This is a genomic window from Sphingomonas larreae (assembly GCF_051400595.1).
GTDB lineage: Bacteria > Pseudomonadota > Alphaproteobacteria > Sphingomonadales > Sphingomonadaceae > Sphingomonas.
Map to the genome: position 1 here is coordinate 288,000 of NZ_JBLFFI010000004.1, position 14,372 is coordinate 302,371.

Sequence of the window (14,372 nt, forward strand, 5' to 3'; positions counted from 1 at the left end):
CGGAGACCCACATGCGCTCGCTTCTCTCCACCGTCGCGGTCGGGCTCGGCGCCGGTCTGGTCGCCTCGTTCGCGATGAACCAGTTTCAGGCGCTCGCCGCCCCCGCACTGGGGCAGAGCGGCGGCAATGACGATCCCGCCACGGTCAAGGCCGCCGACAGCGTCAGCCACATCGTCGAGGGGCGCCCGGTGACGCAGAAGCACCGCCAGCTCGCCGGCTCGGCGGTGCATTATGGCGTCGGCGCTGCGCTCGGCGCGGGCTATGTCGCCGCGGCCGAGCGCTGGCCCGAGACCGCGACCGGTTTCGGCCTGCCCTTCGGCGCGATGACGATGCTGCTGCTCGACGATCTGCTCGTTCCCGCCGCGGGCTGGGGCGCCTGGCCTGAGGCGGAGGCGAAGGGCAACCTCTACACGTTGGCGTCGCACCTCGTCTTTGCCGCGACGGTGGAAGGCATCCGCCGCGGCGCCGACGCGCTGCTCACGCGCGACTGAGCGGAAGCGGGACGGGAGCGCGCGGGGGCGAAGCGACGGTCGGCCCGGCGATGCCGCGACCACCTCCTCGCCCCGGCCACCCGCCGCCGCATCGGGTCGGCGCGTCGCCCCGCTCCCTCGGCGTGACGCCGAACCGTCACCGGAGCGTCACCCCAACGTCAAGCCGCGGAGACATGCGCGTAACATGCGCGGCGTAGAAGCGGGTAGCGAGGGAGGGCTGCCATGCCGACGACCGTTCACTCGATCAGCGCGCTCGCGGCGGCGATGCCGGGCGATATCGCCGATCTGTTCGATGCCGATGCGCGCCCGCACCGGCCCGAGCAGGTGGTCGGCGCGCGGCGCCGCTACCGCACCGTGTGGATCAGCGACGTCCATCTCGGCACGCGTGGCTGCAACGCCGACATGCTGATCGACTTCCTCGACCATGTCGACAGCGATACCATGTATCTGGTCGGCGACATCATCGACGGCTGGCAGCTCAAGAAGCGCTTCTACTGGCCCGCCGCCCACAATGACGTGATCTGGCGGCTGATGAAGCGCGCGCGCCGCGGCACGCGGATGGTCTATATCCCCGGCAACCACGACGAGATGTTCCGCCAGTTCGCCGGGCTCGACTTCGGCGGCATCCAGATCCGCCGCAAGGCGATCCACGAGACCGCCGACGGCCGCCGCCTGCTGGTGCTCCACGGCGACGAGTTCGACGCGATCACGCTGTCGCACCGCTGGCTCGCGCATGTCGGCGACGCCGCCTATACGATGCTGATGGCGCTCAACCGCTGGGTCAGCGCGGTGCGGCGGCGCTGGGGCATGCCTTATTGGTCGCTCAGCAAGCACGCCAAGGCCAAGGTGAAGAACGCGGTGGCGTTCATCTCGCGCTTCGAGGAGATCGTCGCCGAGGCGGCGGGCAGCCGCGGCGTACAGGGCGTGGTGTGCGGGCATATCCACACCGCCGAGATGCGCGAGATCGCGGGCGTATCCTATTACAACGACGGCGACTGGGTCGAGGGCTGCACCGCGCTGGTCGAGCATGTCGACGGACGGATGGAGATCCTCGACTGGGGCGAGGAGATGCGCCGCCGCGAGGAGCGGCCCGCGGTCGCGCTCGCCGCGCCGGTGCCCGCGCCCGCGGCGCTCGCCGCCTGAGCCGTCTCGCGATGCGGATCGCGATCGTCACCGACGCTTGGGCGCCTCAGGTCAACGGCGTGGTCCGCACCCTGGAGGCGGTGATCGCGGAGCTGCGCGCGGGTGGGCATGAGGTGCTGGTGGTCTCGCCCAGCGGGGTGCGGTCGGTGCCGTGCCCGACCTATCCCGAGATCCGGCTGGCGCTGATGACGCCCGCCGCGGTGGGGCGGCGGATCGCCGACTTCGGCGCGGAGGCGGTGCATATCGCCACCGAGGGACCGCTCGGGCTCTCCGCGCGGCGCTGGTGCCGCGCCCGCGGCCTGCCCTTCACCACCGCCTATCACACGCAATTCCCGGACTATGTCGCGGCGCGCACCGGGGCGGACCCGGAATGGGTGTGGCGCTACGTCCGCTGGTTCCACGCGCCCGCCGCGGCGGTGCTCGCCTCCACCGCGACGATCGAGCGCACGCTGCGCGCGCACGGGCTGACGCGGGTGAGGCGCTGGGGGCGCGGCGTCGGCCCGGCGTTCCGGCCCGACGGCGCGGTGGAGCCGCGGATGGCGGCAGCGCGGGCGGCAGTCGACGCGGGCGCGGGCGGCGCGCCGGTGCTGCTCCACGTCGGCCGTGTCGCGGTGGAGAAGAACATCGAGTCCTTCCTCGCCGCCGACGTGCCCGGCACGAAGGTGGTGGTGGGCGACGGCCCGGCGCGCGCCGCGCTCGAGCGCCGCTTCCCCGACGCGTTGTTCCTGGGCGCGCTGTTCGGCGACGACCTCGCCGCCGCCTATCGCGCCGCCGACGTCTTGGTCTTCCCGAGCCGCACCGACACGTTCGGGCTGGTGATGATCGAGGCGCTGGCGTGCGGCACGCCCGTGGCGGCCTATCCGGTGCCCGGCCCGGTGGACGTGCTGACCCCCGCCACCGGCGCGCTGGCGGAGCGGCTGGAGGACGCGATCGCGCGCGCGCTGACGCTCGACCGCGCCACCTGCGCCGCGGCGGGGGCAGGCTTCACCTGGGCGGCGAGCGCGCGCCAGTTCCTCGACGCGCTCGCGCCGTTCGGGGCGACGCTGCGGATGGTGGCGTAAGGATCGACCCGTCGACGCTGAAGCGTGTCGAGGCGAACACCGGAGCCCAGCGCCGCGAGGACGGCGATTGCGGCGCAGGAGCACGCCCGAGGTTCGAACGTGGCGGATCTACGCCGGGCGAGTCAGGGTGCGCGCCTCCCGCCTATGGCGCCCGGCACGGCGCGCGCGGATCGCCTCCGACCGAGCCGACGTCACCGCGCCTCCGTCCCGCCGTCACGCGGTCTCGCCGACCTCCGCGTCCGTTGCCGGCACGGACCGATTCTCGCGCAGCTCGGTGAGCGCCTGTCGCATGATCTGCCCGCCACCGGACAGCCCCAGCCCGGCGAGGATCGCCGCGACGGCGATGTCGGGCCAGGCCGTCCGCGTGCCGAACACGCCGAGCGCGGCCGCAACCACCGCGACATTGCCGATCGCGTCGTTGCGCGAGCAGATCCACACCGAGCGGCGGTTGGCCTCGCCGTGGCGGTGGCGCCAGAGCAGCGCGGCGCAGAGCAGGTTGGCCGCCAGCGCGAGCGCGCCGATCACGCCGATCGTCTCGGCCCTCGGCAATGTGCCGCGCAGCGCCATCCAGACGGTACTGCCGAGGACCCAGGCGCCGAGCAGCAGCAGCGAACCTCCCTTCGCCAGCGCCGCCCGCGCGCGCCACCGCGGCGCCGACCCCGCGACTCCCAGGCTGATCGCGTAATTCGCGGTGTCGCCGAGGAAGTCGAGCGCGTCCGCCTTGAGCGACGCCGATCGCGCCGAGACCCCGGCGGCGATCTCGATCATGAACATGCCGGCGTTGATCGCCAGCGCGATCCACAGCGCGCGCCGCCATGGCCGATCGTCCTGCCGCACCGCCGTGACCGCACATCCGCCGCAACAACCGCCCGCCATGCCATCACCTCGTCTTCGTCCGGTGACGCGCTATCTAGGGTCTGTAGCAGCTACAGGGTCAAGCCATGTCCTACACGATCGGCGCGCTGGGCAAGGCCACGGACACGACGGTCGAGACGGTGCGGTATTACGAGCGCATTGGGCTCCTGCCGCGGCCGGCGCGCAGCGCCGGCAATTATCGCGTCTACGGCACGGCCGCGCTCAGCCGCCTGTCCTTCATCCGCCGCGCGCGCGCGCTCGGCTTCTCGCTCGACCAGGTCCGCGCGTTGCTCGGCCTCGCGGACGACCAACGCAACGATTGCGCCGGGATCGACCGGATCGCGGACGAGCATCTGCGCGAGGTGGAACGGAAGATCGCCGATCTCATCGCGCTGCGCCGCGAGCTCAGGGCCGTGATCGAGTCGTGCGGCGGCGGCATCGTCGCCGACTGTCGGATCATCGAGGCGCTCGCACCCTAGCGGGCTCGTCCGTCGCCACCTACGCCCGCTTGCCCTCGCGCGCGCCACGCACTAAGTCGTTCGGCAACAGGCGGCCGCTCCGGGAAGGGGCGGCCCTTTGCATTTATGGAGTATTTCGCATGGCCCAGCCGCTCATGCCCCACGCCACCGCTTCCTGGCTGGTCGACAATACCTCGCTCTCGTTCGAGCAGATCGCCGACTTCTGCGGGCTGCACATCCTTGAGGTTCAGGCGATCGCGGACGACACCGCCGCCACCAAGCTGACCGGGCGCGATCCGGTCCGCGCGCACGAGGTGACGCAGGAAGAGATCGACAAGGCGCAGGCCAGCCCCGCCTATCGCATGAAGATGACCAAGGGCCCCGATCAGGTGCGCCGCACCAAGGGCCCGCGCTACACGCCGGTCAGCAAGCGCCAGGACAAGCCCGACGGCATTGCCTGGATCATCCGCAACCATCCCGAGATCAGCGACGGCGCGATCAGCAACCTGATCGGCACCACGCGCACCACGATCGCCGCGATCCGCGACCGCAGCCACTGGAACATCGGCAACATCACCCCGAAGGACCCGGTGACGCTCGGCCTCACCACGCAGCGCGAGCTGGACGCGGCGGTGGCCAAGGCCGCCAAGGCGGCCGGGATCGAGCAGCAGACCAATGACCCGCGGCTCGACGGCGACCGCGAGGCGCTGATCGCCTCGCTCCGCGCCGAGCGCGAGCAGGCCGCGCGCGACGCCGAGGCGGCCGAGGCGGGCGAGCTGCGCGGCCCGGTGTCGCCGTTCGAGGACCCGTTCCGGCGGTGAGTTGAGGGGGCGAGGCGGCGCGGCGATCCGCGACGATGCGCCCGCCGCCCCGCAACGGCTTCGCTGGAACCAAGGCGCTCACCTCTATCCCTGCCGTCATCCTGAACTCGTTTCAGGATCCACTCGTCCGCACGCGCCCCCGCGTGTGAGTTCGACCTACCTCCTCCCGACCGTCAGCGTGCTCCGGCAAACGCCGGAGCGCAGGGCCACCGACTCCAGCACGCGAGCACGGGTCAGCGTGGAGCGATCAGCCTCCAGCGAGACGCGAGGCTGCCGCGCCGACGGACATCCTCGCGGCACCGTCGCCCGTCGCCAACACCGCCGGATACGCTGCCCGGTGGATCCTGAGACAAGCTCAGGATGACGTCAGTGGAAGGGGCGGTGCGAACCGGTCCGCGCCCACCAGCGGAGAGAGGCCGGTGCGAGGGGGCACGTTCCCCTTGCTGATCGTACCCCTGTCGCGCCGCTCGCCGGCCCTCACCTCGCGCTGGCATTCCCCGTGCCGCCGCCCCACATAGCGACGCACATGAGCTACGCCCGTCGCCCGCAGCCGCAGATCGTCCGCGTCATCGACCTCGAGACCACCGGCGCGGCGCCGCCCGCGCATGCGGTGTGCGAGGTCGGCTGGCAGGACGTCGCGCTCGGCGCCGACGGCCGCTGGGAGCTGTACGGCGAGGGCGGCAACATCCTCGTCAACCCGGGCCGCCCGATGCCCGCGATCACCCAGGCGATCCACCATATCCGCGACGAGGACGTGGCGGAGGCGCCATGGTGGCACGATGTCGCGCGTCCGGTGCTCGATCCCTATCCGCGGCGTGTCGCGCTGGCGGCGCACCGCTCGGCGTTCGAGGAACAGTTCTGCACCCCCGCGCTGACCCATGGCGCCGACTGGATCTGCACCTGGAAATGCGCGCTGCGGCTGTGGCCCGACAGCCCCAGCTTCTCCAACCAGGTGCTGCGCTACTGGCGCAAGCCCGCCGGGCTGGAACATGAGCGCGGCCTCCCCGCGCACCGCGCCTTCCCCGACGCTTATGTCACCGCGCACCATCTGCGCGACCAGCTCAACGAGGCCTCGGTGGCGCAGCTGATCCAATGGACCGGCGAGCCCGGTCTGCTGCCGCGCGTCCGCTACGGCCCCGACCGTGGCAAGGAGTGGCGCGAGATCGAGGAGGAGAGCCTCGTCAAGTTCCTCACCGACCGCGACCCCGACGTGCGCTACACCGCCGAGACCGAGATGGCGCGGCGTCGCGGCGGCGGCCATGTCGGCCGGATGACGCCGCAGGAACTGCTGCTGTAGCGACACGGCCAGCGTGCGCCGGCGAACGCCGGAGCCCAGCGCCAGCAACGCCGCCGCTGCCGCCCTGGGCTCCCGCGCGCGCGGGAGCACGGATCGGCTTGTAAGGGCCTGCCCGCCTCTGCGTCAGCGCCGGCGCGCTGCCACCTTGCCGCGAGCGCGGAGGATCAACGGCTCAGCCCGCCGGGGTGACCGGCCCCGCCGCGGCCACGCTCGCGGGCACCAGCTGCCCCGCGCGCCAGCGGTCATAGGCGGCGAAGAATTCGGTGAACGGCCGCTCCAGCGTCGCCAGCCGCTCCGCCGCGAAGGTCGGCAGCGTCGCCGCGGGCACCGCGCCGATCGTGCCGAGCGTCTCCGCCGCCGCGCCGCAGAAGGCGTCGCGCGCGAGGTCCTGCGCGAAGAAATTGTACAGCCGCGTCATCTGGTCGTCGAACCGGTCCTGCCAGTCGCCGCCGCCGGCGCGATACTCCGCCTGGAGCGTCGCCTGCGCGCTCGCCAGCTCGGCTTTGCGCGTGGCGATCAGCGCGTTGTACTGCGCGATGATGGTCGTCTCCTGTGCGCCGCGGCAGGCGAGCGCGGCGACGTTGAGTGCGCTGCGCAGATGCCACACCGCTCCGGCCGCGCTGAGCGCACGATTGGGGGTGGGATAGCTGCCGTCCGCCAGCCGCGGCGGGATCGTCATGCCGGGACGCCCCCCGGCCGGCAGCGGCGCGGGCACCAGCGCCACCACCGGCGGCGGCGCCACCGTCGCGGTGGGCGGCGGCGCGGCGTGGCGCGCGCAGGCGGCGAGCAGTGTCGCGGCGCACAGCGCGACGGGCGCGCTCAGATGGAAACGCACGGTCGAGCCCCCTTGATCGATGTCGTGCGCGCGGGTGTACGCCGATCCGGCACGCGCGCCGACCGCGGCGTCCGGTACGACGCGGCGAGCCGAGTCGCTTTCGCGCCGGGGCGAGTCGGCGCGCCGCAATCGCCTTCCGCGCTGGCGTCGCGCGTGCGCCCGCGCTAACCGCCACCGCCGTGGCCACGCCCAAGTTCCTCCTGCCGCCTGCGGGCCGAATCGCACCGCGCCTCACCGCGTTGCTGGTGCCGGGCTTTCTCGCGCTGCTCGCGGCGGGCGGCGGCGCGGCCTGGGTGACGCAGCAGAACCAGACGCATACGCGCGCGGTGGTCCATACCTATGAGGTCGAGAAGGCGATCGTCGAGGTGCGCCGCGTGATCGAGGAAGCGGAGGCGACGCGTCGCGGCGCGCTGCTCGCCCCCGCCACGCCCGCCTATCGCGAGGGCTATCACCGCGCCGCCGCCGAGCTGCCGCGGCGGCTCGCCACACTGGCGCAGCTCACCGCCGACAACCCGCGCCAGCGCAACACGATCGCGGGGCTGCGGCTGCAGCTCGCCGCGCTGGCGCAGCGCCGCGCCGAGACGATGGCGCTGGTGGAGCGCGGCGACCAGCGCGCCGCGCTCGCCGCCTTCCGCGCCAACACCGAGGCCGACAGCATGCGCGCGGTGCGCTTCCTGATGAGCCGCATGGCGCGCGAGGAACGCCGGCTGCTCGCGCTGCGCGACCGCGAGCTGCGCGTCACCGAGCGCGCCTTCTACGCCATCCTTATGCTCGCCGCGGTGCTGCTCGGCGTGCTGGCGGTGATCGCGCTGCTCACCGTGCTGGCCTATACGCGCGATCTGGCGCGCTCGCGCGATACCACCCAGGCGCTGGCGGACAGCCTGGAGGAGATGGTGGCCGAGCGGACGGAGGATCTCACCCGCGCCAACGAGGAAATCCAGCGCTTCGCCTATATCGTCAGCCACGACCTGCGCTCGCCGCTGGTCAACGTGATGGGCTTCACCGCCGAGCTCGAGGCGGCGACCGGGCAGCTCGGCGCGCTGGTCGACGCGGTCGAGGCGGAGGCGCCGCAGCTGCTCAGCGAGGAGGCGCGGCTGTCCGCGCGCGAGGACCTGCCCGAGGCGATCGGCTTCATCCGCGCCTCGACGCAGAAGATGGATCGGCTGATCAACGCCATCCTCCAGCTCTCGCGCCAGGGCCGGCGCCAGCTCGCGCCCGAGCGGATCGATGTGGCGCAGCTGGTCACGCAGATCCGCGATACGCTCACCCACCGGCTCGCCGACGCCGACGCGGCGCTGGTGGTGGAGGGGCGATTGCCCGAGGTGGTCAGCGATCGCTTCTCGCTTGATCAGGTGTTCTCCAACCTGATCGAGAATGCGGTGAAGTATCTCCGCCCCGGCGTGCCCGGGCGGATCACGGTGAGCGGGCGGCGCGAGGCGCAGCGCGTGATCTATGCGGTTGCGGACAACGGCCGCGGCATCGACCCGCGCGACCATGCGCGCGTGTTCGACCTGTTCCGCCGCTCGGGCGCGCAGGACAAGCCGGGCGAGGGAATCGGGCTGGCGACGGTGCGCGCCTTGGTGTTCCGGCTGGGAGGAACCATTGCGGTCGAGTCAAACCTGGGACAGGGCGCGACTTTCACGCTATCGCTACCGTTGACATTGGAATCACCATCTGAAGGGCGGGGCAGAAGCGAATGAACGCGCACCAGTCGGTCGGCATCGTCATGATCGAGGACGACGAGGGCCATGCCCGACTCATCGAAAAGAACATTCGCCGTGCTGGCATCCTCAACGAGATCCGTCATTTCACCGACGGGACCAGCGCGCTCGACTATATCTTCAACGATCCGGTCGGCCCCGCGCTCAGCGGCCCGGCGCTGATCCTGCTTGACCTCAACCTGCCCGACATGAGCGGCACCGACATCCTGACGCGGATCAAGAACGACGACGGCCCGGTGAAGCGTACCCCCGTGGTGGTGCTGACCACCACCGACGATTCGCGCGAGATCCAGCGCTGCTACGATCTCGGCGCCAACGTCTACATCACCAAGCCGGTGAATTACGAGAGCTTCGCCCAGGCGATCCGCCAGCTCGGGCTGTTCCTCTCGGTGATCCAGGTGCCCGACCTCGACGGGGCGAACTGAGCGCTGCCGTGACCATCGCCGCAGGCACCCGCATCCTCTATATCGACGACGACGCCGGTATCCGTCGGCTGGTGAGCCGCGCGCTCGAGCGGCGCGGCTATCAGGTGACGGTCGCGGACGGCGGCGAGGCGGGCGTGGCGGCGGCCGCGGCGGAGCGGTTCGACCTGGTGGCGGTGGATCACTATATGCCGGGGATCGACGGGCTGGAGACGCTCGAGCGACTCCATGCGCTGCCGCTGCCCCCGGCGGTAGTGTATGTCAGCGGCTCGGAGGACACGCGCGTCGCGGTGGCGGCGCTGCGCGCGGGCGCGGCCGATTATGTCGTGAAGACGCCGGGCAACGACTTCTTCGACCTGCTCGACGCCACCTTCCGCCAGGTGCTGGCGCGCGCCGAGGTGGAGGCGCAGAAGACGCGCGTCGAGGCCGAACTGCGCGCCAGCAACGCGCGGCTGGAGGCACTGCTGGCGGAGGTGAACCACCGCGTCGCCAATTCGCTCCAGCTGGTGTCGGCGATGGTGCGGATGCAGTCGAGCGCGCTCGAGGACCCCGGCGCGCGCGCCGCGCTGGAGGACACGCAGCGCCGCATCAGCGCGATCGCGCAGGTCCATCGCCGGCTCTACACCGGCGACGACGTCGAGCAAGTCGAGATGCAGGACTATCTCGCGCAGCTGATCGCCGAGCTCGACGCGACCTGGTCAACCAGCGGCGCACCGCGCCGGCTGACGCTCGCCGCCGAGCCGCTGCGGCTGCCGACCGACCGCGCGGTGTCGTTGGGCGTGATCGTCACCGAGCTGGTGAGCAACGCGTGCAAATACGCCTATCCCGCGGGGGACGGCGAGGTGCGCGTCGCCTTGGCGCACGACGGCGAGGGCCGGTTCCGGCTGATCGTCGAAGACGACGGAATCGGCATCAGCGACGAGGGGCCGAAGGGCACCGGCGTCGGCTCACGCCTGATCCGCGCGATGGCGCAGAGCCTCGACGCCGCGCTCCATTATGACGCCGCGCATCGCGGCACGCGCGCGGTACTGGCGGCGGCGATCCGCTGACGGGCAGGACATCTCGCGCGACCATGCGCTGCGCCCGCGGGCGCCCCTGATAACGGCGTTCGTGGCTCTGGGCTCCTGCGGGCGCAGGAGCATGGCGCGGACGAGATGATGTCGCCGCTTTGACACCGGCAAAGCGTCGCTGCCCGGCCGACAGAGACAATGACGAGAATCAGCTATTGTCCCTGTGCCGCAGTAACGAGTCTGGCGCGCCGCCCGCCCCCCGGGCGGTCGCACCGCCCCGTGACGCAGTGGCTCAGTGCGCCAGCTGCACGAACAGCGCCACTGCTACCCCGACGGTGCTCCAGCTCGCCAGCGTGAGCCCGGCCAGCACCGAATAACGGCGACGCGTCGACATTGAACCGATCATCATCCCTCTCCCCTCATTATCATGCCAGCTTATGCTTGGCCGTGGCGCGCAAAAAGCGAGTCACACTTACCCAATAACGTAAAGAATCCCGTTTTGGTTCAAAAATGACATTGAGCCATTATAATAGGACCACGTCATTGCCGGGATGCCCGTCATGCGGCGATCGGCTGGCTTGCGCGGGCCGCGCGCCACACGCGCCACACGCGCAGGGTTGTGCCCCGAGCGGGTGATTGCCGATCACCATCGGCTTCGATACGGCAGGGCATGACCGACACGCTCGCTCCCCCGCCCGCCGCCCCTGCCGCTGCCGGCGGTGATGTCCCCGCCGATGGCGCGGCGCGCCTCGCCCGCCGGATGGCGCGCGGCGCGGCCTTCCTCGGCAGCGAGGTGGCGATCATGGCGGGGGCGATGTCGTGGGTGAGCGAACGCCATCTCGTCGCCGCGATGTCCAACGCGGGCGGGTTCGGCGTGATCGCCTGCGGTGCGATGACCCCCGAGCTGCTCGACGCCGAGATCGCCGCCACCAAGGCGCTGACCGACCGGCCGTTCGGCGTCAACCTGATCACGATGCACCCCGCGCTCGACGCGCTGATCGCGACCTGCGCGCGCCACGGCGTCGGCCATGTCGTGCTCGCCGGCGGGCTGCCGCCCAAGGGGTCGCTCGAGGCGATCAAGGCGGGGGGCGCCAAGGTGATCTGCTTCGCGCCGACGCTGGCGCTGGCGAAGAAGCTGATCCGCTCCGGCGTGGACGCGCTGGTGATCGAGGGGATGGAGGCGGGCGGGCATATCGGCCCGGTTTCCACCAGCGTGCTGGCGCAGGAGATGCTGCCCGAGATCGCCGATCAGGTGCCGGTGTTCGTCGCGGGCGGGATCGGGCGCGGCGAGGCCATCGCGGGCTATCTCGACATGGGCGCCGCCGGTGTCCAGCTCGGCACGCGCTTTGTCTGCGCCACCGAGTCGATCGCGCATCCGAAGTTCAAGCAGGCGTTCATCCGCGCCAGCGCGCGCGACGCGGTGGCGAGCGTCCAGCTCGACCCGCGGCTGCCGGTGATCCCGGTGCGCGCGCTCCGCAACGCCGGCGGCGAGCTGTTCACCGCCAAGCAGCGCGAGGTGGCGCTGTCGCTCGACGAGGGGCGCGTGGCCATGGCCGAAGCGCAGCTCCAGATCGAACATTATTGGGCGGGTGCGCTGCGCCGCGCGGTGATCGACGGCGACGTCGAGCATGGCAGCGTGATGGCGGGCCAGTCGGTCGGGATGGTGACCAAGGAAGAGCCGATCGCGGACATCATCGCCGCGCTGATGGCCGAGGCCGCGCACGCGCTGGCGCGTCGCGCGGGATAAGGCGCGGCCGGCGGGGTGCTACGCGGGTGAGCCCCTCCCCCGAAAGGGAGGGGCGATCGGCGTGACGCTCCCGAGGGCTGGCACTGGTCTCCCGCCCGCGCCCGGCGCCCATGGGCTGGCGCAAGCGGGCTCCGTCCGGTCAGCTCAGGCCGACAGCTTCTGGCTGAACGCATCGGCCGGCTTGAGCTGGTCGATGCGGTCGGCGTTCATCACCTTATCCCACGCCTTGACGAAGTCGCGGACCATCTTCTCCTTGGAGTCGGACTGGGCGTAGACCTCCGCCTGCGCGCGCAGCTCGGACTGCGACCCGAAGATCAGGTCGACGCGCGTGGCGGTCCAGGTCGGCGCCTTCGTCTTGCGGTTCAGGCCCTGGAAGCGGTTGTTCGACTCGGTCGCGACCCACTCATTCTCCATCGTCAGCAGATTGACGAAGAAGTCGTTGGTCAGCACGCCGACGCGATCGGTGAACACGCCCTCCGTGGCGCCGAACGCATTGGCGCCGAGCACGCGCAAGCCGCCGACGAGCACGGTCATCTCGGGCGCGGTCAGCCGCATCAGCTGCGCCTTGTCGACCAGCGCCTCCTCGGGTGCCATGAAACAGCCGTCCCAGTAATAATTGCGGAAGCCGTCGGCCATCGGCTTGAGCGCCTGGAACGACTGCGCGTCGGTCCACTCCTCGCTCGCGTCCATCCGGCCGGGGGTGAACGGCACCTCGACGTCGACGCCGCCGTCACGCGCCGCCTTCTCCACTGCAGCGGTGCCCGCGAGCACGATCAGGTCGGCGATCGACACCTTCTTGCCGCCGGTGGCAGCGGCGTCGAACTCGGCCTTGACCTGCTCCAACTTGGGGAGGACCTGCGCCAGCAGCGCGGGATCGTTGACGTCCCAGTCCTTCTGCGGCGCGAAGCGGATGCGTGCGCCGTTCGCGCCGCCGCGCTTGTCCGAGCCGCGGAAGGTCGAGGCCGAGGCCCAGGCGACCGACACCAGCTGCGGCACGGTGAAGCCGAGGTCGAGCAGCTTGGCCTTGAGGTCGGCGATCTCGCCCGCCTCGATCACCGGATGGTCGAGCGCCGGGATCGGGTCCTGCCAGATCAGCGTCTCCTGCGGCACGAGCTTGCCGAGGTAGCGCTCGCGCGGCCCCATGTCGCGGTGGGTCAGCTTGAACCAGGCGCGCGCGAAGGCATCGGCGAACTCGTCCGGATTCTCGAGGAAGCGGCGCGAGATCTTCTCGTAGACCGGATCGGCGCGCAGCGCGATGTCCGAGGTGAGCATCGTCGGACGATGCTTCTTGTTCGGATCGAAGGCGTCGGGCACGTCCTCGGGGGCGTCCTTGGCGATCCACTGGTGCGCGCCGGCCGGGCTCTTGGTCAGCTCCCACTCGAAGCCGAACAGATTCTCGAAATAGCGGTTCGACCATTGCGTCGGCGTCTGGCTCCACGTCACCTCGAGCCCCGAAGTGATCGCATGCGGACCGACGCCGCTCTCGAACTTGCTGCGCCAGCCGAGCCCCTGGTCCTCGATCACCGCGCCCTCGGGCTCGACGCCGATGAACGATGGGTCACCTGCGCCGTGGGTCTTGCCGAAGGTATGGCCGCCGGCGATCAGCGCCACGGTTTCCTCGTCGTTCATCGCCATGCGGCCGAACGTCTCGCGGATGTCGTGCGCCGATCGCGCCGGGTCGGGCTCGCCGTTGGGACCCTCGGGGTTGACGTAGATGAGCCCCATCTGCACCGCGCCAAGCCCGGGGTGGAGCTGGCGCTCGCCCGAATAGCGCTCGTCGCCGAGCCAGGTGCCCTCGGGGCCCCAGAACAATTCCTCCGGCTCCCAGGTGTCGGCGCGGCCGCCGGCGAAGCCGAAGGTCTTGAACCCCATCGACTCGAGCGCGGCATTGCCGACGAGCACGAACAGGTCCGCCCAGCTCAGCGCGTTGCCGTACTTCTGCTTGATCGGCCACAACAGGCGGCGGCCCTTGTCGAGGCTGGCATTGTCAGGCCAGGAGTTGAGCGGGGCGAAGCGCTGCTGCCCGCCGCCCGCGCCGCCGCGCCCGTCGGTGATGCGATAGGTGCCCGCCGAGTGCCAGGCCAGACGGATGAACAGGCCGCCGTAATGGCCGAAATCGGCCGGCCACCAATCCTGCGAGTCGGTCATCAGCGCCTTGAGGTCGGCCATCACCGCGTCGAGGTCGAGCGTGGCGAACGCCGCGGCATAGTCGAAGTCGGCGCCGAGCGGGTTGGAGCGCGGCGAATGCTGGTTCAGCGCGGTGAGGCTGAGCCCCTCCGGCCACCATTCGCGATTGCCCTGGCGCTTTGAGCGATTGCCCCCGCCGTGCCCGACAACGGGGCAGCCGCCGCCCACTTCGCCCGTCTTCGCGTCCATGCTCGCTCTCCTCAGCATCGTGGCCACGCGCCGCGCGCATGCGCCGCACCAGGCCACCGTTGACGGAGGGATAGGACGTTCCGATGACGCGAGTAAAATCGATTAAAGGCGTAGCTTTGAAGGAGTGCGTCGATC

Annotated in this window: 13 protein-coding genes; 10 read left to right on the top strand and 3 right to left on the bottom strand. The window is 71.1% G+C overall.

The genetic code is table 11. The annotated features are described in order from the left end of the window. Positions 1 to 11: 11 nt before the first annotated feature. The 3 genes from ACMGDM_RS15860 to ACMGDM_RS15870 all read left to right on the top strand — a co-directional run bounded on the left by ACMGDM_RS15860 (position 12) and on the right by ACMGDM_RS15870 (position 2,695). Entirely contained in the window at positions 12 to 491 is a 480-nt protein-coding gene (locus ACMGDM_RS15860; RefSeq protein WP_436805077.1) for a DUF1440 domain-containing protein, read from the top strand. 264 nt (positions 492 to 755) lie between these two features. Further along, on the top strand, positions 756 to 1,634 hold the full coding sequence (locus ACMGDM_RS15865) for a UDP-2,3-diacylglucosamine diphosphatase (protein WP_436805179.1): 879 nt from the start codon (positions 756 to 758) through the stop codon (positions 1,632 to 1,634). 11 nt (positions 1,635 to 1,645) lie between these two features. After that, a complete protein-coding gene (locus ACMGDM_RS15870; protein ID WP_436805078.1) occupies positions 1,646 to 2,695 on the top strand; it encodes a glycosyltransferase family 4 protein in 1,050 nt (349 codons plus the stop codon). A gap of 213 nt (positions 2,696 to 2,908) precedes the next feature. Here ACMGDM_RS15870 and ACMGDM_RS15875 read toward each other — a convergent pair whose 3' ends face one another. After that, on the bottom strand, positions 2,909 to 3,571 hold the full coding sequence (locus tag ACMGDM_RS15875; protein WP_436805079.1) for a cation efflux transmembrane domain-containing protein: 663 nt from the start codon (positions 3,569 to 3,571) through the stop codon (positions 2,909 to 2,911). A gap of 65 nt (positions 3,572 to 3,636) precedes the next feature. Here ACMGDM_RS15875 and ACMGDM_RS15880 point away from each other — a divergent pair, with 65 nt between their 5' ends. From ACMGDM_RS15880 to ACMGDM_RS15890, 3 genes are all read left to right on the top strand, one after another. Next, positions 3,637 to 4,029 carry a MerR family transcriptional regulator gene (locus ACMGDM_RS15880; protein WP_436805080.1) on the top strand — a complete coding sequence of 131 codons (393 nt, stop codon included), beginning with the start codon at positions 3,637 to 3,639 and terminating at the stop codon, positions 4,027 to 4,029. A gap of 119 nt (positions 4,030 to 4,148) precedes the next feature. Continuing rightward, positions 4,149 to 4,829 (top strand): cell cycle transcriptional regulator TrcR, encoded by a 681-nt coding sequence (locus ACMGDM_RS15885; RefSeq protein ID WP_436805081.1) that lies wholly within the window; start codon positions 4,149 to 4,151, stop codon positions 4,827 to 4,829. 526 nt (positions 4,830 to 5,355) lie between these two features. Further along, positions 5,356 to 6,126, top strand: a complete 771-nt coding sequence (locus ACMGDM_RS15890; RefSeq protein WP_436805082.1) for a 3'-5' exonuclease — start codon at positions 5,356 to 5,358, stop codon at positions 6,124 to 6,126. Between the two features lie 172 nt (positions 6,127 to 6,298). Here the strand turns inward: ACMGDM_RS15890 and ACMGDM_RS15895 are convergent, their stop codons facing one another. After that, positions 6,299 to 6,961, bottom strand: coding sequence for a hypothetical protein (locus ACMGDM_RS15895; protein ID WP_436805083.1), 663 nt, complete (start codon positions 6,959 to 6,961; stop codon positions 6,299 to 6,301). A gap of 179 nt (positions 6,962 to 7,140) precedes the next feature. Here ACMGDM_RS15895 and ACMGDM_RS15900 point away from each other — a divergent pair, with 179 nt between their 5' ends. From ACMGDM_RS15900 to ACMGDM_RS15915, 4 genes are all read left to right on the top strand, one after another. Next, positions 7,141 to 8,661: a sensor histidine kinase gene (locus ACMGDM_RS15900; RefSeq protein ID WP_436805084.1), complete on the top strand. Its 1,521-nt coding sequence runs from the start codon at positions 7,141 to 7,143 to the stop codon at positions 8,659 to 8,661. Next, positions 8,658 to 9,107: a response regulator gene (locus ACMGDM_RS15905; protein ID WP_436805085.1), complete on the top strand. Its 450-nt coding sequence runs from the start codon at positions 8,658 to 8,660 to the stop codon at positions 9,105 to 9,107. The genes ACMGDM_RS15900 and ACMGDM_RS15905 overlap by 4 nt, the downstream gene beginning before the upstream one ends. 8 nt (positions 9,108 to 9,115) lie before the next feature. Then, entirely contained in the window at positions 9,116 to 10,153 is a 1,038-nt protein-coding gene (locus ACMGDM_RS15910) for a sensor histidine kinase (RefSeq protein WP_436805086.1), read from the top strand. Between the two features lie 721 nt (positions 10,154 to 10,874). After that, positions 10,875 to 11,861, top strand: a complete 987-nt coding sequence (locus ACMGDM_RS15915; RefSeq protein ID WP_436805180.1) for an NAD(P)H-dependent flavin oxidoreductase — start codon at positions 10,875 to 10,877, stop codon at positions 11,859 to 11,861. A gap of 144 nt (positions 11,862 to 12,005) precedes the next feature. Here ACMGDM_RS15915 and katG read toward each other — a convergent pair whose 3' ends face one another. Beyond that, positions 12,006 to 14,237, bottom strand: coding sequence for a catalase/peroxidase HPI (gene katG / locus ACMGDM_RS15920; RefSeq protein WP_436805087.1), 2,232 nt, complete (start codon positions 14,235 to 14,237; stop codon positions 12,006 to 12,008). Positions 14,238 to 14,372: the final 135 nt, after the last annotated feature.